Here is a 17935-nt window from a genome sequence, read left to right as displayed (position 1 = left end):
CTATCCTATGCCACCCGCTGCATCCGGGCACTCGAATCCGCTGCTCTGTTCAATGCGGGGGCCCGGACATGGCCCCCGCACTCGTCTGTTCAATGCGAGGGCCCCGACATGGCCCCCGCACTCCCCCAGGCCGCGGACAGCCCGCGGGGGTCAGTGGGTCGCTCGGAGGGGCGCTTTCAGGGCGGCGATGAAGTCGCCGACTCGGGCCAGCAGGTCGGAGGTGCCGCCGTGCTGCTCGACCAGTCGCACGATGGCCGAACCCACGATGACGCCGTCGGCCACTCGACCTACTTCCATGGCCTGTGCGGGGGTGGAGATCCCGAAACCCACGCAGATCGGCCGGGTGGTGATGGCGCGCAGCGCGCGCAGCTGCTGGGTCAATTCGGGCGCCACGGCCACCCGCTCGCCGGTGACCCCGGTCAGCGAAACCATGTAGATGAAGCCCTGGCTCGCGCGAGCGATGCGGCGCATGCGCTCGGGCGTCGACGTGGGCGCCACCAGGTGGACGAGGTCGAGCCCGGCCGGCTCCGCCTCCGCCTGGAGCGGTGCCGCTTCCTCCGGCGGCAGGTCGGCGACGATGACCCCGTCGACGCCCGCCTCCACCGCGGTCCGGCAGAAGGCCTTGAGGCCGAACGCCAGGATCGGATTGTAGTAGGTCAAGAACACCAGCGGGACCGAGACCTCACCGCGCATCTCGCGCACCATCTCGAGCACGCGCGGCAGGGTCACGCCCGCGGCCAGCGCGCGCTGGGTGGCGCGCTGGATCACCGGCCCGTCCGCGAGGGGATCCGAGAACGGGATGCCCAGCTCGATGACGTCGGCGCCACGGCGGGCCACCTCCACTACCAGCTGCCGCGTCGCCGCGATCGACGGGTCGCCGACCGTGAAGTAGGGCACCAGCGCGCGCTCGCGGCGGGCGCGAAGCGCGGCGAAGGTCGCGTCGAGCCGCGACGGCGTGCGGCGAGTGGGCACCGAGCGGGTCATGATCGGCCGGCGTCGTGGGCGCTGCCGCGGTGGCCATTCGTCGCGGGCTCGCCGAGGGCCTGCTCCACCGTGTGCACGTCCTTGTCGCCTCGGCCCGAGAGCCCGATCACCACGACCTGCGACTTCTTCATGCGCGCGGCCGCCCGCATCGCGTAGGCCACCGCGTGCGAGGACTCCAGCGCGGGCATGATGCCCTCGAGCCGGGTCAGGGCCTGAAAGCCCTCGAGGGCTTCCGCGTCGGTCACCGAGACGTACTCGAAGCGCCCGGCGTCCTTGTAGTAGGAGTGCTCGGGCCCGACGCCGGGGTAGTCGAGGCCGGCCGAGATCGAGTGGGCCTCGGCCACCTGCCCATCGTCGTTCTGCAGCAGGTAGCTCATGCTGCCGTGGAGGACGCCGACCGCGCCCGAGCTGAGCGACGCTCCGTGCTTCCCGGTCTTGATGCCGTGACCCCCCGGCTCCACGCCCACGATGCGCACCCGCCGATCGTCGATGAAGGCCCAGAAGAGCCCGATCGCGTTGGACCCGCCACCGACGCACGCCACCACCAGGTCCGGCAGCCGACCGGCGAGCCGGCGGGACTGGCCGCGCGCCTCCTCGCCGATCACGCGCTGGAAATCGCGGACCATCATCGGGTACGGATGCGGACCCATCACCGAGCCGAGGAGATAGTAGGTGGTGCGGACGTTGGTGACCCAGTCTCGCAGCGCCTCGTTCACCGCATCCTTCAACGTGCGGGAGCCGCTCTCCACCGGGACCACCCGCGCGCCGAGCAGGCGCATGCGGAAGACGTTGAGCGCCTGGCGCGCCACGTCCACGCTGCCCATGTACACCTCGCACTCGAGGCCCAGCAGCGCGGCCGCGGTGGCGGAGGCCACGCCGTGCTGGCCCGCCCCGGTCTCGGCGATGACCCGCGACTTGCCCATGCGCTGGGCGAGCAGAGCCTGGCCGAGGACGTTGTTGATCTTGTGCGCGCCGGTGTGGCAGAGATCCTCGCGCTTGAGATAGATGCGCGCGCCGCCCACGTGCCGCGTGAGGCGCTCCGCGAAGTAGAGCGGGGTGGGGCGGCCCGCGTAAGAGGTCAGCAGCCCGCGCAGCCGCCGCCGGAAGCCGGCGTCCGCCTTCGCGGCCCGATAGGCGGCCTCGAGCTCGATCAGCGGCTGCATGAGCGTCTCGGGCACGAAGCGGCCGCCGAAGCGGCCGAAGTGGCCGCTCGCGTCGGGCAGCGACGCCGGCCGCACCCGGGCCCGGCTCACCGCCTGTCCTCCGCCGCGCGCGCCTCGGTCACGAACCGCCGCACGCGTGACTCGTCCTTGCGGCCGGGGCTCGCCTCGACTCCCGAGTTCACGTCAACCCCGTAGGGGCGCACCCGCCGCACCGCCTCCGCGACGTTGTCGGGCGTGAGTCCCGCCGAGAGCAGCACCGGGTGTCGGCGGGCCGCGTCCGCGGCCACGTCCCAGGGAATCGGCGGGCGCGCCTCGCCCTCGCTCCACCGCGACGGCGAGTCGAGCAGGAACGCGGCCACCCGGTAGCCGGCCATGCGGGCCAGATCCGCGCCGACCGCCACCTTGAGGGTCTTGATCACGGGCAACCGGTAGTCCTGGAGGTCCTCGGGCGACTCCTCGCCGTGGAACTGCAGGGCGCCCAGCCCGCACTGCTCGGCCACCGCCTTCACGTGACCGGCCGCGTGATCCCAGAACACACCCACCGGGGTCACGAAGGGCGGCAGGGTGGCCACGATGCGGGCCGCCGCGTCGGGCGTGATGTAACGCGGGGTGCGCTCCACGAAGATGAACCCGAGGGCGTCGACCCCGCACTCCACGCAGAGGCGCGCGTCGGCGGCGCGGGTGATCCCGCAGATCTTGATCCTCATCGCAGCGACAGCTCGCGCACCGTGGCCGCGACGTCCGGGGCTCGCAGGAGCGTCTCGCCGACCAGCACCGCGTGGGCTCCCGCCGTCGCCACGCGCGCCACGTCGGCCCCGCTGGCGAGCCCGCTCTCGCTCACCGCCAGACGCCCGGGCGGGATGTGGGGCAGCAGGGCCAGCGACGGCTCGAGGCTCGTCGTCAGCGTCTGGAGGTCGCGGTTGTTGACACCGATCACGGGAGCGTCCATCCGCAGGGCCCGGTCCAGCTCGGCCGCGGTGTGCACCTCGACCAGCGCGGCCAGGCCCACGCCCTTGGCCGCCGAGAGCAGATCGCCCAGCGCGGCGTCGTCCAGCGCGGCCACGATCAGGAGCGCGGCGTCGGCGCCGGCCGCGCGCGCCTCCCAGAGCTGGTATTCGTCGACGATGAACTCCTTGCGGAGCACCGGCACCGGCACCGCCGCGCGGACCGCGACGAGATCGTCGAGACTGCCGTGGAAGTACTTCGCGTCGGTCAGCACCGAGACGGCGGCCGCACCGGCCCCCGCGTAGCTCGTCGCCTGGGTCACCGGATCGAGATCGGCGCGGAAGAGGCCGCGAGAGGGCGAGCCGCGCTTGACCTCGGCGATCAGCCGGATCCGCTCCCCGGCGCCCGGGCGAAGAGCCGCCTCGAAGTCGCGGGCGGGCGGCAGGCCGCGGCAGGCCGCCACCAGCGCGGCGAGCGGACGCCCGGCCTTGTGTCCCACCAGCTCGGTGCGCTTGTGGGCGACGATCTCATCGAGGACGCCCATGCGGCTAGTAGTCGCCGCGCAGCCCGCGCTCCCGCGCCGCCGTGATGTCGATGCGCGCCATCTGCTCCATCACGTACTCGCGCAGCGTGCGCGGCGGGGGCAGATCCCGGACCACGCGGCCGCCCGCGATCAGGGGCTTGAGCAGCGCCTCGGCGCGCCGGCCGTCGGCGTCGACCGGCGCGGGCGCCTGCGCGGGGCGGACCACGTTCTCGAGCGTGCCCGGGAAGCGCCAGACCTGCTTGGCTCCCGAGCGCTTGCCGCGCTTGGCCATCGGCTCGCCCTCGATCTCCATGATGTCGAGGGCGAAGGAGAGCACGGGGGCGTTGGCGATCGAGGTGCCGACCCCGTAGCCGTCCACCAGCGGGTTGAGCTTGAGGATCTCGTACTCGTCGATGCCGCCCGAGGCCAGGATCTTGACGTGCTCGAACCCGCGCAGGTCCAGCTCCCAGCGCACCTCCTCGAGGATCTTGAAGAAGTCGCCGCGGCGCGACGAGGGCGTGTCCAGGCGCACCGCGTACAGATCCCGGCCGAGGGCGCGCGCGACGCGGATCGCCTCGAACTTCTCGTCCTGCAGGGTGTCGATCAGGGCGACCCGCCGCACCTTGGGGTCGATGACGTCGTGGAAAGCACGCAGGGCCTCCACCGTATCGCCGAAGAGCAGGACGAGGGCGTGCGGGATGGTGCCGGTGGGATCGGCGTCGATCAGCTCGGCCGACTTGGTGACCGCGACGCCGTCGCAGCCGCCGACGAACGCGTTGCGCTCGATCATCGGGGCCAGCGCGGGATGCATGCGCCGCGCCCCGAACGAGATGACCTGCCGGTCCCCCGCGGCGCGCTTGCAGCGGGCCGACTTCGTCGCGATGCCGGAGGCCTGGCACAGCAGGCCCAGCAGCGCGGTCTCGTACTTGGCCCACTCGGGATAGATGCCCTCGATGACCAGCACCGTGTCCTCGGGGCCGAAGAGCGTTCCCTCGTCCATCGCGGAGACGTCCACCGGCAGGCCTTCGAGCAGGGCCGCGGCTTCCTCGATGCCCGCCAGCACGCCGAACGTCCAGTCGGGCTGCGGGAAGCTCTTGAGGCGGATCTCGGCCTTCACGCGCTTGTCGAGTCGCCGGGCCCGCAGGATCTCGACGGTGCGATCGAAGTAGACGTCGGAGACCTCACCCGCCTTGATCTCGGGCTCGGAAGCGATGTGGAAGGCGCGCTTGGGCTGGCTCTTCATGGGAATGCCGACACCTCCCGGCCCGGAAATAAAGTGCACGGATTGTCCCAGAAAGGTTCGGGCATGTCAATTGACCGGGAGGTTCCGGCTGCGGCCAAACTAGCGTTCAGGAAAGGGTTTTTCTGGAGCCGCTACAGGCGGAGGTCCTTCAAGTACTCGCGGAAGGCATCGGACAGGTCGGGCCGGGCCAGGGCGAACTCCACGGTGGCCTTGAGGAAGCCCAGCTTCTCGCCGGTATCGTAACGCTTGCCCTCGAACTCGACCGCGTAGATGGGCCGCCGTCCGCGGAGCACGCGCAGGCCGTTGGTCAGCTGGATCTCACCTCGCGAGTCCGGCATGGTCTCGTCGAGGATCGGGAACAGGTCGGGCGTGAGCACGTACCGGCCGATGATGGCGAGATCGGACGGGGCGTCGCGCGGGTCCGGCTTCTCGACCAGATCCTGGACCTCGTAGACGTTGGCGCCGAGGCCCCGCGCCGCGATGACGCCGTAGCGGCCGATCTCCTCGCGCGGCATGCGCATGACGGCGAGCACCGGTCCCCCGTGGCGCTCGAACACGTCCAGGAGCTGGCGCATGCAGGGCACGCGGGAGACGATGATGTCGTCGCCCAGGAACACGCCGAAGGGCTCGTCACCTACCAGCGGGCGCGCGCACCGGATGGCGTGGCCGAGACCCAGCGGCTCCTTCTGGCGCACGTACGACACCGAGGCCAGCTCCGAGATCGTCTTGATCTGGGCCAGCTCCTCCATCTTGCCGCGGTCCTGCAGGTAGTACTCGAGCTCGAAGGCCGCGTCGAAGTGATCCTCGATCGCCCGCTTGTGTCGTCCGGTCACCAGGATGATCTCCTCGAGGCCCGAGGAGACCGCTTCTTCCACCACGTACTGGATGGTCGGCTTGTCCACCAGCGGCAGCATCTCCTTCGGCTGCGCCTTGGTGGCGGGCAGGAAGCGGGTCCCGAGTCCGGCCACGGGGAAGACGGCCTTCTTGACGTTCATGCCCTGACCATACACGAGGCACTCCGGAAAGGAAACGGGTCAGGCGGGTGGCGCGTCGTCCTCGGGCGGCCGGACCTGGATGCTGAGCTTCTTGATGCGGTACCAGAGGCTCCGCTCGGACACGCCGAGCAGCTTGGCCGCGCGCGCCTGCACTCCGTGCGTCCGCTGCAGGGCGTCCAGGATCATCCGTCGCTCCCACGTCTCGAGCGCGTCGTCGAGCGACCCGGTCAGGGCCGGGGCCGGCGCGGGCTCCGTGACGGGCGCGGCCTGCGAGGCCCGCTGGATCGCCGGCGGCAGGTGCTCGGGACGGATGACGCCGTCGGAGAGCACCATCGCGCCCTCCAGCACGTGCTGCAGCTCGCGTACGTTGCCCGGCCACGCGTAGGTCCAGAGGCAGCGCAGCGCCTCGGGCGACACGGTCGCGGGCGTGCGATTGAGCCGCTCGGCGGCGCGGGCGAGCACGTGGGTGATCAGTAACGGCAGATCGTCGATGCGCTCGCGCAGGGGCGGCACGTACATGCCCACCCCCTGGAGCCGGTAGTAGAGGTCCTGGCGGAACGTGCCCTGCTTGACCGCCGCGTCGAGGTCGCGGTGGGTCGCCGCGATCACCCGTACGTCGGCGGTGATGGTCTTCGTGCCGCCCACTCGCTCGAACTCGCGCTCCTGGAGCACGCGCAGGATCTTGGCCTGCATCGACATCGGCATGTCGCCGATCTCGTCGAGGAACAGCGTGCCCTCGCGGGCCAGCTCGAAGCGTCCCGGACGCGCGCGGACGGCACCGGTGAAGGCGCCCCGCTCGTGGCCGAACAGCTCGGACTCGAGCAGTCCTTCCGGGATCGCCGCGCAGTTGACCGGGATGAACGGCCCGTCCTTGCGCGCGCTGAGGCGGTGGATCGCCCGGGCCAGCACTTCCTTGCCGGTCCCGCTCTCGCCCTGGATCAGCACGGTGAGATCGGTGGGCGCCGCGCGATGGGCCATCTCCACCACCCGCTTCAGCACCTCGCCCTGGCCGATGAGGCCTTCGAGCCCGCTCGGCTGGCTCTCGCGCAGGGCCTTGACCTGCTTCTGCAGGTGGCGGCGGTCGAGGGCGCGGGAGACCACGACCTGGAACTCGTCCATCTTCAGCGGCTTGGTGAAGAAGTCGTAGGCCCCGCGCGTGATCGCGTCCATCGCGGTCTCGCGGGTGCCGTGCGCGGTCATCACGATGATCGGCGTGTCCGGCGCCAGCTCACGGCACTTGGGGATCGCGTCGAGGCCGTCCATGTCGGGCAGCCGCACGTCGAGGAGGATCAGATCGTAGGGATTGCTCTTGAGGCGCTCGAGGAGGCCGCCCGCGGTGGGGGACACCTCGATCTCGTAGCGCTGCCGGCGGAGCGCCTCGCGCAGCACGAAGGCGAGGTCCTCGTCGTCCTCCGCGATCACGATGCGCTCGGCCATGCCCGCCCCGCCTCAGAAGATCCGGCGGGTCCCCAGCTGAGGATCGAAGCTCCGGCCCAGCCAGATCGGAACCGGGACCGCGGTGTCGAAGCCCCAGAGGTTGAGGGGCTCGGTCCGATAGGTCCAGCTCACGTCGAGGCGCACGAGCGCGCCGTCTGCCACGATCTTCACGCTCTGCGGGTCCACGTCGAGGCCGGCCCGCCGCGTGCCGGCCAGCAGCCCGGTGCGCAGATCGGCCATGAGGTCCGCGGAGACGATCTCACCGGGGTTGCGCTGCCGCTGCTTGTCGGAGGCCTCGCGGAACGCCTGCTCGGCGACGTCGTTGACCCTGAAATACGACGACACCGCCTGCATGCCGTTGTATCCGACCCAGAGGAAGACCGCGACCCAGAAGCACGTCAGGAGCAACGGGCGGACGCGCATGCGTCGAGTGTAGACTTTTCCCCGCGGCGGCGGCAACTTCCGTTGTGCTAGGCTCTGAGCGGTGCGATTCCTCGCCGTCCCCTGGCGCCTGCTCCTCGCCGGAAGCCTGGTCGGCCTGGCCGTCGTGGCCATGGCCGCCTTCAACCTGTTCGGCTTCTTCGAGATCGCCGAGCTCAAGGCGCTGGACGCGCAGTTCACTCTTCGCGGGCCGCGTCCGCCCGAGTGCCCCATCGTCGTCGTCAAGATCGACGAGGACTCCTTCGACGCGCTGAACATGGTCTGGCCGTGGCCGCGCGCCGTCCACGCCCGGTTCCTCGATGCGTTGGCGCAGGGGCAACCGGCCGCGGTGGGCATGGACATCCTGTTCACCGAGCCGTCCTCCCGAGGCCCCGCCGACGACGAGGCGCTCGGAGCGTCGGTGCACCGGCTTCGGGACCGGATCGTGCTCGCGGCCGCGTTCACCACGGTGGACGACCCGTCGTTCGTCAAGCAGGGCCTGAACCCGCCCATTCCCGAGGTGCGCGGCCAAGCCGCCTTCGGCTCGGCCGACTACGACACCGACGCCGACGCCTTCGTGCGCCGGGCGACGCTCACCCGCGATTTCCAGGGCCGGGAGTGGCCGGGCTTCGACCTGCAGATCTACCGGCTGGCCGAGAAGGCCGGACTCGCCCACAGCGGCCCCCCGAAGGGACGTGAGCTGCTGATCAACTTCCGCGGCGGGCCGAAGACGTTTCCAATGGTGGCCTACCATCGCGTCCTGACCGGCGAGATTCCCCCCGAGGTCTTCAAGGACAAGATCGTGCTGGTGGGCGCCACCACCCCGACCCTGCACGACATCTTCCCGACCCCGTTCGCCGCGACGACCCTCATGCCGGGGGTGGAGATTCACGCGCACGCGCTCGAGACGATATTGCGGGGCATTCCCCTGCGTCGGGCGCCGCACTGGCTGGTCCCGGTGCTCGGAATCGTCGCGGGCGCCCTGGCCGCGTGGGCCGCCACCGCGTTCCGCCCGCTGGCCGCCTTCGGGCTCGTGGCCGGCGCGACGATCGCGTATCTCGGCGCGACCCACGGCGCCTTCGCGTGGGGCCGCCTCTGGGTGGAGGTCGTGCCGGTGCCGCTGGCCCTGCTCGTCAGCTATACCGGCACGGTGGCGAAGAACTTCGCCCAGGAGCAGCGGGAAAAGCGCCGCCTCTCGCGGTTCTTCTCGCCGGACGTGGTCGCCGAGATCGTGCGCCACAAGGACGACGCCAAGCTGGCCGCGAACCGGCGCCGCATGACCGTGCTCTTCTCGGACATCCGGGGCTTCACCTCGATGTCGGAGAAGATGCCCCCGGAAGAGGTGGTCGCATTCCTGCGCGAGTACCTCACGGTGATGACCCAGGCGGTGTTCAACCACGGCGGCACCGTCGACAAGTACATCGGCGACGCGATCATGGCGCTCTACAACGTGCCGTTCGAGGCGCCCGACCACGCGCTGCGCGCGGTGCGCACCGCGCTGGAGTTCCAGGAGCGCTTGCAGCCGCTGGCCGAGCGCTTCGCGGCGCGCTACGGCGGCACGCTGGCCTGCGGAGTCGGCATCCACACCGGCGACGCGGTGGTGGGCACCATCGGCTCCGAGCAGCGGCTCGAGTACACCGCCATCGGCGACACCATCAACCTGGGGTCGCGGCTCGAGGGGCTGACCAAGGACTTCAGCGTGCCCATCATCATCAGCGAGGCCACCTACGCGGAGGTGCGCGATCACCTGGGCGCCCGCGACCTGGGCGAGGTCACGGTGAAGGGCAAGGTGATCCCGGTAAAGATCTATGCGGTCGTCCCCGGAGAGCCGCGGCGCGAGCCTCGCCGGCCGATGGATGGCCGCGTGTCGCTCTCGGACGGCGAGCTGACCGTGGTCGCCGAGGTGAGCGATCTCTCCCGCACCGGGCTGGCCATCCATGGGGTGCCCCGTCGGCTCGAGCGCGGCGAGCTGCTGACGCTCCAGCTCTCTGTCGGGGGGCCGGATCGGACGCTGACGATCGACCGCGCCGAGGTGATGTGGGCCCGCAAGGACACCGCGGGGCTACGCTTCGTGGAGGTCTCGACGGAGGCGCGCGCCGCCGTCGAGGCGCTGATCAACCGGCTTGGAGGCTAGTCGCGGGCGGCGGACAGCTGGATGTTGATCGCCTGCTCGAGGTAGTCGAGGTTGAAGGGCTTGGGCACGTAGTCGGCGGCGCCCAGCTGCAGGAGCTGTGAGGTCGTCTGCACGTCCTCGTTGACCGTGACCATGATGACGGGCAGGCCGGGGGCCCGCACCGCCAGCTCCTTCAGGGTCTCGAGGCCGTCCATCTCCGGCATGTGCATGTCGAGCAGTACCACGTCCGGGGCGAAGGAGTCGATCGCGGCGAGCCCCTCCCGGCCATTGGCGGCCAGACGCACCTGATAGCCCCGGTCCGTGAGGAAGTGCTCCATGAGCTTGCGGACTTCCGGCTCGTCGTCCACCACGAGGATCTTGCTGACCTGCATGTGCCGATACTACTCTCCGGCGCATTTTTCGGTCAAACTGCCTCATTCAGCGGATCTGGATCACCTCGTTGGGCACGCCGAGCCGGGCGACCTCGCGACTCGCCGCCTCCGCCTCGTCCCGCGAGGCGAAGTTGCCGTGGCGCAGGCTCACCTGCCCGGCGTGGGTGGCCTCGGCCTCGACGCGCGCGTCCAGGCCGGCGGCACGCAGCTTTTCGGCCAGCTGGACCGCCATCCGCAGCGGCATGGCATCGCCGACCCGCACCGTCGGGCCGCTCCGTCCGGTGAGCACGGCCACCGGACCATAGCCCTCCCGCTGCAGCCGCTCGACGGTCGCCTGGCCCTCGTCGGCATCCTTGAGCGAGCCGACGTGAACCGAGAACAGCTTCGCGGAGGCCTGCTGGCGGAAGCGCACGGTGGAGAAGCCGGCCTGGTTCAGCTTGGTCTCCACCCGCTCTGCATCGTCGGCGACCGCGAAGGTGCCCAGGGCCAGCGCGTAGCGCACCGGCGGCGGAGCCGGGGCGGGTGGCGCGCCGGCGCGTGGCTCGTCAGCTCGATCGGCCATGGGCGTCTTGATCTCGGCCCCCGGCGGCGAGCCCGTCGCATCCGGGAGCGCGACGACCGGCGTGAGATCGGAGGATGGCGAAGCGGCCGGCACCGCGGACGGAGGCGTCACCGGCGAGGCCGGCGCCTCCGCGGTCGAGGGCATCGAAGGCAAAGACACCTGCGGCGGGGCGGCCGGATCGACGGAGGCCGTCCCGGCGCTCACCGGCGCCGCCGCCAGCTCGTCGCCGGGCCGTGACGCGGCCCAGAGCTGCAGCAGGCGATGGATGCCCCCGGTGGGCCCGGGCGACAGGAAGTGATCGCCCCATCTCACCAGCCCCGCGAGCAGGAGCCCGAGCGCCGCGAGCAGGAGCAGTCCGGGCCAGACGTGGCGGTATCTCACCGGCTTCCTTGACAGTCGAAGATGCCGCTCGCTATGATCCGGTGGCCTCGGCGCCCGGTGCTGCAGGGCTGCCCTGGTAGAGTACATACATGAGCCGCCGGCCGGTACTGATCCTCGTGATCGTCGCGTTGCTGCTGGTCGCGGCGGGCGGCGGATACCTCCTCCGGGATCGCATCGGTCGCAGCTCGACCGTCGTCCCGTCCACGCCCCAGGCCGCGGCCGGCGTGGCCCTGGCCGAGACCCTCCAGACCGGCTTCGTCGACGTGGCGCAGCACGTGCGCCCGGCGGTGGTGCACCTGGGGACGATCCAGCGTGCGAAGTCTCGCCGCGGCCCCAACCTGCCCCAGGGCAACGACGATCCCTTCTTCCGCGACTTCTTCAATCAGTTCTTCGGCTCCGAGGGCCCCGACTCGCGCTCCGAGTTCCGCCGGCCCGGCCTCGGCTCCGGCGTGATCATCGACAAGCGCGGTCTGGTCCTCACCAACTTCCACGTCGTCAAGGGAGCCGACGAGATCCTCATCCGGCTCTCCGACAAACGAGAATACCGCGGACAGATCCTCGGGACCGATCCCAAAACAGACCTGGCGGTGGTGAGATTCCAGCCCGACCACGAGCTCACGGTGGCGCCGATGGGCAACTCGGACGCTCTCCGCGTGGGCGAGTGGGCCATCGCGATCGGCAACCCGTTCGGCCTGGACCAGACGGTCACGGTGGGCGTGATCAGCGCGACGGGGCGCTCGGACGTGGGCATCGCCACGTACGAAAACTTCATTCAGACCGACGCCTCGATCAACCCCGGCAACTCGGGGGGCCCGCTCGTCAATCTCAAGGGGCAGGTGATCGGCGTCAATACCGCCATCGTGGCCGCCGGCCAGGGCATCGGCTTCGCGATTCCCATCAACATGGTGAAGCGCGTCGTCGATCAGCTCGTCGACAAGGGCAAGGTGGTACGCGGGTGGCTGGGTGTGGCCCTTCAGCCGCTTTCCCCCGACCTCGCGCAGAGCCTTGGCGTCGGCGGAACCAACGGCGCGGTGGTCGGCTCGACGATCACGGGCAGCCCGGCCGCGCAGGCCGGCCTGCAGCAGGGCGACGTCATCGTGGCGTACGACAAGATCCCGGTAGAGGACTACCGCCACGTGCAGCGGCTGGTCGCGGAGACCCGGGTGGGACGCAGCATCACGCTTCAGGTCATCCGCAAGAAGCAGAAGATGGACGTGGCGGTGACGATCGCCGAGGTGCCGGACGACGCCACGCGCCGTCCGGGCCCGGCTCCCGCTCCCCTGAAGCCCTGACGCTCTAGGCCTAGGCGACGAAGGGCGGGATGGGCGGCATGTCCATCTGCCGCATCTTCACGTCGCGCACCCCATCCACTCCGCGCGCCACGTCGGTCGCCTCGTCCATGGCCGCGGTGCCTTCGAGGGTGACGACGCCGCTCCGCGCCTCCACCGTGATGCGGTAGCGCCGCGTCTCCGGATGCGTGGCCAGCGCCACCTGCACGCGGGAGGCGAGCGAGCGATCGGCCACGAGCTGCGCGGCCGCCGGCGTCGTGGCCAGCTCGGTCTGTCCCAGCACCCCGCCGATGAGACCGACCGCGGCGGCCACCGACAGCTTCTCGGTGTTGATGACGAGGTCGTAGAGCGCGGGATCGGTGATGCCCACCTCGTAGAGGTAGCGCATGCGGCCGGCCTTCTCGGCGTCATCCCGACGCACCAGCTCGGTGACCGTGCGGGGATTCGTCTGCTCGCCCATGGGTCCGGCCAGCTTCTTGCCGAGCCGCTTGACGCGCACGTCGAACGGGGCCATCACGCGCACCCGCAGGACGTGCGGGATGCCGCGCAGCAGCCACTGCCCGCCGCGGCCCATGAGCACCACGTTGTCGTGCTCGGCGAAGTCGTACAGCGCGGTCTGGATGACCGTGATGTATCGCCGGGTCTCCGCGTCGAACCGCTCGAAGAGCGACGGCTTGGACTCGTCGAGGTGGGAGAGCTTCTCCTCCAGGAGCCCGTAGCGCCGGGCCGCGTCCGAGATGAGCTCGTGATCCACGTAGCGGTAGCCCATCCGGTCTGCCAGCTGCTGCCCGATCTCCGGGCCACCCGCGCCGATCTCGTGAGAAATCGTGACGATAGGCATGATGTGGTCACTCCTTCCGGTATTTCACCTTCAACGCGGCGGGAGCGATGGCGATGCGCTTGCCCGAGACGTCGTCGAGCACGTAGACCTCGTCGGCGAGACTGCCGCTCGCGAAGACCTCGAAGACGTCGAGCGCTTCCTCGAGCGTGCTGCCCGCCGGCCGCTCCTGCATCATGCGCTCCACGTCCTCGCGCTTGAGCCGCATGGATCAGGCGGACCGCCCGATGCCAGCGGACGCGGCGGAGGTGGCATCAGTGAGCCGGGTCGCGACGGTCGTCTTGATGATTGTCGCCATGCGCCATGTCTTCCTGGCCCTCGAGGGGCCGGACCCGAGGACGGTGGGCTACTTGAGTATCAGGAAAGTCCCACCAAGACAAGGGGGCGACGGCGGATTGGGTCGAGCCCACCCGCCTGGCCCACCCGGGGCGGCGGTGTGGCACGATGGAGTCATGCGAGCTCCTAGGCTCCCAGTCCTGGTAGCCCTGTCGGCCCTGGCCGTCCTGACCGGCTGCTCCCGCGCGGTCGTCGGCACGCCACCGGTCGTCAGCACGCCGCCCGAGCCACCCGCCCTCGGGATCGAGGAGGTTGGGCTTGCCTCATGGTACGGCTCCCCCCACCACGGACGCCGAACCGCCAGCGGGGAGCTCTACGACATGAACCAGATGACAGCGGCGCACAAGACCCTGCCCTTCGGCACGCGGCTACTCGTGACCAATCGGGACACGCGCCGGACCGCCGAAGTGCGGATCAACGACCGCGGGCCGTTCGTCAAAGGTCGGATCCTGGATGTCTCGTACGCGGCGGCGCGACAGCTCGGCGTCGCCACCGAGGGTGTCTTCCCGGTCCGCCTCCGGGTCATCTCGCTGCCGGCCGGCAAGGTCGAGGCTCCTGCGGCCGAAGGCGGGCTTACCGTGGAAGATGGCTCCTTCACCGATCGGACCAAGGCCGAGGCCCAGCGTCGGGAGGTGGGCGGTGTTGCCACGGTCAGCGAGGTCACCGTGGCCGACCAGAGCGTCTACCGCGTCGACCTCGGGTCGTACTCCACTCCCATGCAGGCTCGCACCGCGGCCCAGCCCCTCGCGGCCCGCCGCTTCCCTCTGCTCGTCGCCGCTCGCTAAACCAGGCCCGCTCGCCCCGGCCAGTTGCCCTACGAGGAGCTCGGCGGCAGACGAGCAACCGGGCCGGGCGCCCTGGGCAGGACGACGCCGCCCCACACGTCAGATGCAGAAGGAACGCGTTAGCAGCGCGGCTACCGCCGAGGAGGCTGGCGGAATGGCGTGTGGCACGTGTCGCAGGCGTTCCGTACGAAATCCTTGACGATGGACTGGGTGAGCTCCGCGTTCTTGGCCCGCGAGGCGTCGCGCAGCCTCTCGGCCTCGGTCTCGAGGTTCTTGGCCGCGGCCTGGAACTCCGACCACTTCTGCCAGATCTCGGGCTTGGCCCTGGACTTGTCGGTGAGCGAGCCCTCGGGGAAGAGGGCCGGGATCTGGTGGGCGGTCATGGTGAGCGTCTCCGCGTTCACCGCGATCGCCTCGATGTTGCCCGCCTTGGCCTTGGCCTGGATGTCCATCCAGCTGGCGCCCTGCAGTTTCATCAACCGCTGCCGATCAGCCACCACGTCCCCGCTGCCCTTCGACATGGACTTGCCTGCGCAGCCGGCCGCGATGCCCATGGCCAGCGCGCCGATGACGATTGCGCTGGCTCCAAGTCTGAGTCGTGCGTTCATGTCGCCTCCTGTGGAGGGCCGGGGCGGCTCCGGCCGGTTGGTACGGGTCGCCTTAGTCGATCTTGTTCTTGATGGGCGGGATCGACTTGAGGTACTTCGCGATCGCCAGGCGATCGGCCTTGGTGAGGTCCTTGAAACCTGCCGACGAGCCCTGGATCACCTCCAGCATCAGTCCACCCGCCACGTCCCCGTCCGGCCGGTTGCCGGTCTCGAGGTAGTCGCTGATCTGTTCCTCGGTCCAGCCCCCGATTCCCGTCTCGCGGTCCGGCGTGATGTTCGGCACCGCGGACCCTTCGGGCCCCTTGCCCTTCGGATTGCCGGCGAGGAATCGACTGTTGTCCGTGGCCATGGTCACGGTCCGCGGAGTGTGGCACTCACCGCAGTGGGACACCGCGCGGACCAGGTATTCGCCGCGCTCGATACCGGACGTGGGCGCCGACGGCGGAGGGGTCTCGCGGGGCGCGAAGGTCGCGAGCCAGGCCGGAAGGAACACGCTCTCGAACATGGGCACCGAGATCTTCTTGGCCGGCGTCGGCTTGTTCACCGGGGGCACCGACCGAAGATAGGCCACCACGTCCTTCAGATCCTGCTCGGCCATGCCGTTGAAAACCGTGTAGGGATGCACGGGGATCAGTCGCTCCCCGTTCGGCCGGCGGCCGGACCGAATGGCGGTGATGATCTGATCGTCCGTCCAGCTGCCGATACCGGTGCTCGGGTCCGGGGTGATGTTCGACGAATAGACCGTGCCGAAAGGTCCGTCGTACTTGCGTCCGCCCGCGTTGAGTGGCTGCTTCGGCGCCGTATGGCACGCGCAACCGGCCGCCGCGCCGAATACGTACTTGCCCCGGATGATCTGCTCCTGGCTCTGGGCCGCCGATGTCGACGCCATGGCCAGCATCAGGAAGAGCACTCCTGCCGAACGACACAGTACGGGCCGCATCTCACGTCGTGGCATCAAACAATCCAGGGGAGTCCGGGGTTCCCGCGTGGTCCTGAGCATGACCGAAAGTACCACGGGACCCCGCTGCCGGGAGCCGGGCCCGGTCACGAGACCCGGTGCCGCGGCTCCTGCACGCGAGCCATCAGCAGGGCCAGCGCCACCATGGCCCCCACGGCCGCAGTGGCGAACACGGCCCGGAAGCCGAAGGTATCGGCCATCATCCCGGCGATCAGCGGCGCGCCAAAGGCGACCGGGGTGAGCAGGGTCGTCCCGAGGCCCACGTAGGTGGGCCGCGCCGCCGGGCCCGGCGCGAACTCGAGGAGCACGTTGAGCCCCGATACGCTGATCGCGGCCGACTGCACGCCCTGCAGCAGGAAGACGACGAGGAACACCTCGAGCGTTGGCGCGACCAGCGCCGCCAGGTTCGCGAGCAGAAGGGCCCCGAGCCCGATGGTGAGCGATACCAGATGGCCGACGCGGTCGGCCACCACGCCCAGCACCAGGTTGCCCGCCATCTGCCCGGCGATCAGCGCGGTGGTGAACACGCCGACCGCCCAGTCGGGGGCGTCGAAGGATCGCAGAGCGTGCACCGTGAAGAAGCCCGTGGCCATCATCCCGACCGAGTTGAGCGCGCGGGCGAGGAGAAACCAGGCCAGATTGCGATCCCCTTGCAGCACGCGACCGACGCGGCGCAGGTAGACGCCGAGCGGCGGCGCGGCCGCCCCGTCTGAATGCGTGGACGGCTCCCGCACGAGCGACAAGGCCACGTACGACAGCCCCATGAACAGCGCCGACACCAAAAAGCAGATCGCGTAGCCGTCGGTGGCGGGCAACCGCGCGAGGATCCACGTGGTCAGCACGCTGCCGAGCAGACCGCCCAGCCCACCCAGCAGGTTCGAGACCGCGAAGAAGCGGCCCCGCAGGGTCGTGGGCACCGTGCGGCCGACGATGTCCATCCACGCGGGCATGAGGAGGCCACCCGCGCTGGTCATCAGCAACAGCATGGACAGCAGCAGGCCCAGCGCGACCGCCGGCGCGGGGGGCGCGACGAAGAAGGCCACCGCGGCGAGCAAGAGCAACGGCACGCGCTCCCAGACCGTGTAGCGGAGCACGAACGGCAGCTTGTGGGCGAGCGACTCGGTGTAGCCGGCCGCGAACAGCGAGGGCAGGTTCCAGCCGAGAGTCATGAGCGCCGGGATGGCGCCGATCACGAGATTCGACGCGCCGAGCTGCGCGGCGAAGGCGGGGAGCACCGTGCTCTGCGAGACGAACGAGAGCCCGACGAGGAAGAGGCCGAAGTCGGCGGCGAGCGCCACTACGTTGTGGCGCACGTGACGGCGCGCGAACGCCACGCCGTCATCGGGACGCGCTGGGGTCACAACCGCCGAGGATACTCGGGGACGGCGTCCCGGACAAGGAGCGCGAGGCGGCCCCGCAGGGCCGCCGGCGCGATCAGGACATCAGCATGCGACGACGATCACCCACGGAGTGCACGTCGTTGATCGAGGAGACGGAGACGTGCCGGCGCGCGCCGCCGCTCGGCGGCACGATGCGCGACGCCTCGGGTGCGCTCCCGTCGGGCCGCCCCATGGTCTCCGCGTGGCGATACGCCTTGAGCTTGTACTGCAGGCAGCGGAGGCTGATCCCGAGCAGGCGCGCCGCCTGCGTCCGATTGCCGCCCACCGTGCCGAGAGTCTGGAGGATGTACTGCTGCTCCAGGTCCCGCAGGGTGAGACCGGCGGGCAGCCCCGGCTTCTGCGGTTCGCCGCCACGTTTGCCGGTGGCCTCGCCGATGGGCAGCACGTCCACGTCGATCACGTCGCGCTCGCTCAGCACCACCGCTTGCTCGATGCAGTTCTCCAGCTGCCGCACGTTGCCCGGCCACTCCGCCCCCACCAGCAGCTCCAGCGCCCCCGCCGTCAGCCGTGGCACCCGCTTGTGGTGCGCCGCCGCAAACTTCCGCAGAAAATGCTCCACCAAC

At 70.3% G+C, this 17935-nt stretch carries 19 protein-coding genes; 3 read left to right on the top strand and 16 right to left on the bottom strand.

Annotated features, from left to right (window positions below; all coding sequences use genetic code 11):
- Positions 1–150: 150 nt before the first annotated feature.
- The 8 genes from trpA to VKN16_23115 all read right to left on the bottom strand — a co-directional run bounded on the left by trpA (position 151) and on the right by VKN16_23115 (position 7713).
- On the bottom strand, positions 151–984 hold the full coding sequence (gene trpA / locus VKN16_23150) for a tryptophan synthase subunit alpha (GenBank protein HME97110.1): 834 nt from the start codon (positions 982–984) through the stop codon (positions 151–153).
- Positions 981–2237 (bottom strand): tryptophan synthase subunit beta, encoded by a 1257-nt coding sequence (gene trpB / locus VKN16_23145; GenBank protein HME97109.1) that lies wholly within the window; start codon positions 2235–2237, stop codon positions 981–983. Before trpB ends, trpA begins: the two co-directional genes overlap by 4 nt.
- Positions 2234–2854 (bottom strand): phosphoribosylanthranilate isomerase, encoded by a 621-nt coding sequence (locus VKN16_23140; GenBank protein ID HME97108.1) that lies wholly within the window; start codon positions 2852–2854, stop codon positions 2234–2236. The genes trpB and VKN16_23140 overlap by 4 nt, the downstream gene beginning before the upstream one ends.
- Complete coding sequence (gene trpC, locus VKN16_23135; GenBank protein HME97107.1) at positions 2851–3636, bottom strand: indole-3-glycerol phosphate synthase TrpC; 786 nt, start codon at positions 3634–3636, stop codon at positions 2851–2853. The genes VKN16_23140 and trpC overlap by 4 nt, the downstream gene beginning before the upstream one ends.
- A gap of 4 nt (positions 3637–3640) precedes the next feature.
- Positions 3641–4858: a nicotinate phosphoribosyltransferase gene (locus VKN16_23130; GenBank protein HME97106.1), complete on the bottom strand. Its 1218-nt coding sequence runs from the start codon at positions 4856–4858 to the stop codon at positions 3641–3643.
- Positions 4859–4989: 131 nt separating this feature from the next.
- On the bottom strand, positions 4990–5853 hold the full coding sequence (galU, locus tag VKN16_23125) for a UTP--glucose-1-phosphate uridylyltransferase GalU (protein ID HME97105.1): 864 nt from the start codon (positions 5851–5853) through the stop codon (positions 4990–4992).
- Between the two features lie 39 nt (positions 5854–5892).
- The gene (locus VKN16_23120) at positions 5893–7290 is read right to left on the bottom strand and encodes a sigma-54 dependent transcriptional regulator (GenBank protein HME97104.1); all 1398 of its coding nucleotides are present in this window, start codon (positions 7288–7290) and stop codon (positions 5893–5895) included.
- Between the two features lie 12 nt (positions 7291–7302).
- Positions 7303–7713 carry a hypothetical protein gene (locus VKN16_23115; protein HME97103.1) on the bottom strand — a complete coding sequence of 137 codons (411 nt, stop codon included), beginning with the start codon at positions 7711–7713 and terminating at the stop codon, positions 7303–7305.
- A 61-nt stretch (positions 7714–7774) separates the two neighbouring features.
- On the opposite strand from VKN16_23115, the gene VKN16_23110 reads away from it, so the two are divergent.
- Entirely contained in the window at positions 7775–9844 is a 2070-nt protein-coding gene (locus VKN16_23110) for a CHASE2 domain-containing protein (GenBank protein ID HME97102.1), read from the top strand.
- Here the strand turns inward: VKN16_23110 and VKN16_23105 are convergent.
- Both VKN16_23105 and VKN16_23100 read right to left on the bottom strand, forming a co-directional pair.
- A complete protein-coding gene (locus VKN16_23105) occupies positions 9841–10215 on the bottom strand; it encodes a response regulator (GenBank protein ID HME97101.1) in 375 nt (124 codons plus the stop codon). The genes VKN16_23110 and VKN16_23105 overlap by 4 nt on opposite strands.
- Positions 10216–10261: 46 nt before the next feature.
- Positions 10262–11158 (bottom strand): SPOR domain-containing protein, encoded by an 897-nt coding sequence (locus VKN16_23100; GenBank protein HME97100.1) that lies wholly within the window; start codon positions 11156–11158, stop codon positions 10262–10264.
- An 89-nt stretch (positions 11159–11247) separates the two neighbouring features.
- Between VKN16_23100 and VKN16_23095 the strand changes: the two genes are divergently transcribed.
- Positions 11248–12450 (top strand): Do family serine endopeptidase, encoded by a 1203-nt coding sequence (locus tag VKN16_23095; GenBank protein HME97099.1) that lies wholly within the window; start codon positions 11248–11250, stop codon positions 12448–12450.
- Positions 12451–12460: 10 nt separating this feature from the next.
- On the opposite strand, the gene VKN16_23090 is transcribed toward VKN16_23095, so the two are convergent.
- Positions 12461–13288 (bottom strand): cytidylate kinase family protein, encoded by an 828-nt coding sequence (locus VKN16_23090; GenBank protein HME97098.1) that lies wholly within the window; start codon positions 13286–13288, stop codon positions 12461–12463.
- Between the two features lie 7 nt (positions 13289–13295).
- A complete protein-coding gene (locus VKN16_23085) occupies positions 13296–13493 on the bottom strand; it encodes a hypothetical protein (GenBank protein HME97097.1) in 198 nt (65 codons plus the stop codon).
- On the opposite strand from VKN16_23085, the gene VKN16_23080 reads away from it, so the two are divergent.
- Positions 13462–14406 carry a septal ring lytic transglycosylase RlpA family protein gene (locus VKN16_23080; GenBank protein HME97096.1) on the top strand — a complete coding sequence of 315 codons (945 nt, stop codon included), beginning with the start codon at positions 13462–13464 and terminating at the stop codon, positions 14404–14406. The genes VKN16_23085 and VKN16_23080 overlap by 32 nt on opposite strands.
- Before the next feature lie 131 nt (positions 14407–14537).
- Here the strand turns inward: VKN16_23080 and VKN16_23075 are convergent, their stop codons facing one another.
- From VKN16_23075 to VKN16_23060, 4 genes are all read right to left on the bottom strand, one after another.
- Complete coding sequence (locus tag VKN16_23075) at positions 14538–15014, bottom strand: cytochrome c (GenBank protein ID HME97095.1); 477 nt, start codon at positions 15012–15014, stop codon at positions 14538–14540.
- 52 nt (positions 15015–15066) lie between these two features.
- Positions 15067–15903, bottom strand: a complete 837-nt coding sequence (locus VKN16_23070; protein HME97094.1) for a cytochrome c — start codon at positions 15901–15903, stop codon at positions 15067–15069.
- Between the two features lie 155 nt (positions 15904–16058).
- A complete protein-coding gene (locus tag VKN16_23065) occupies positions 16059–17306 on the bottom strand; it encodes an MFS transporter (protein HME97093.1) in 1248 nt (415 codons plus the stop codon).
- A 100-nt stretch (positions 17307–17406) separates the two neighbouring features.
- The coding region (locus tag VKN16_23060; GenBank protein ID HME97092.1) for a helix-turn-helix domain-containing protein at positions 17407–17935 on the bottom strand (529 nt) is incomplete at its 5' end.

The organism is Candidatus Methylomirabilota bacterium, assembly GCA_035315345.1.
Classification (GTDB): Bacteria; Methylomirabilota; Methylomirabilia; order Rokubacteriales; family CSP1-6; genus CAMLFJ01.
Note: the sequence above shows the minus strand (reverse complement) of the source record. Positions and strands in the feature narration are given on the sequence as shown.

Coding starts and splice junctions, on each gene's coding strand:
- trpA (HME97110.1), bottom strand. CDS start 984: ATGACCCGCTCGGTGCCCACTCGCCGCACGCCGTCGCGGCTCGACGCG.
- VKN16_23140 (HME97108.1), bottom strand. CDS start 2,854: ATGAGGATCAAGATCTGCGGGATCACCCGCGCCGCCGACGCGCGCCTC.
- trpC (HME97107.1), bottom strand. CDS start 3,636: ATGGGCGTCCTCGATGAGATCGTCGCCCACAAGCGCACCGAGCTGGTG.
- VKN16_23130 (HME97106.1), bottom strand. CDS start 4,858: ATGAAGAGCCAGCCCAAGCGCGCCTTCCACATCGCTTCCGAGCCCGAG.
- galU (HME97105.1), bottom strand. CDS start 5,853: ATGAACGTCAAGAAGGCCGTCTTCCCCGTGGCCGGACTCGGGACCCGC.
- VKN16_23120 (HME97104.1), bottom strand. CDS start 7,290: ATGGCCGAGCGCATCGTGATCGCGGAGGACGACGAGGACCTCGCCTTC.
- VKN16_23115 (HME97103.1), bottom strand. CDS start 7,713: ATGCGCGTCCGCCCGTTGCTCCTGACGTGCTTCTGGGTCGCGGTCTTC.
- VKN16_23105 (HME97101.1), bottom strand. CDS start 10,215: ATGCAGGTCAGCAAGATCCTCGTGGTGGACGACGAGCCGGAAGTCCGC.
- VKN16_23095 (HME97099.1), top strand. CDS start 11,248: ATGAGCCGCCGGCCGGTACTGATCCTCGTGATCGTCGCGTTGCTGCTG.
- VKN16_23090 (HME97098.1), bottom strand. CDS start 13,288: ATGCCTATCGTCACGATTTCTCACGAGATCGGCGCGGGTGGCCCGGAG.
- VKN16_23080 (HME97096.1), top strand. CDS start 13,462: ATGCGCTCCACGTCCTCGCGCTTGAGCCGCATGGATCAGGCGGACCGC.
- VKN16_23085 (HME97097.1), bottom strand. CDS start 13,493: ATGCGGCTCAAGCGCGAGGACGTGGAGCGCATGATGCAGGAGCGGCCG.
- VKN16_23075 (HME97095.1), bottom strand. CDS start 15,014: ATGAACGCACGACTCAGACTTGGAGCCAGCGCAATCGTCATCGGCGCG.
- VKN16_23070 (HME97094.1), bottom strand. CDS start 15,903: ATGGCGTCGACATCGGCGGCCCAGAGCCAGGAGCAGATCATCCGGGGC.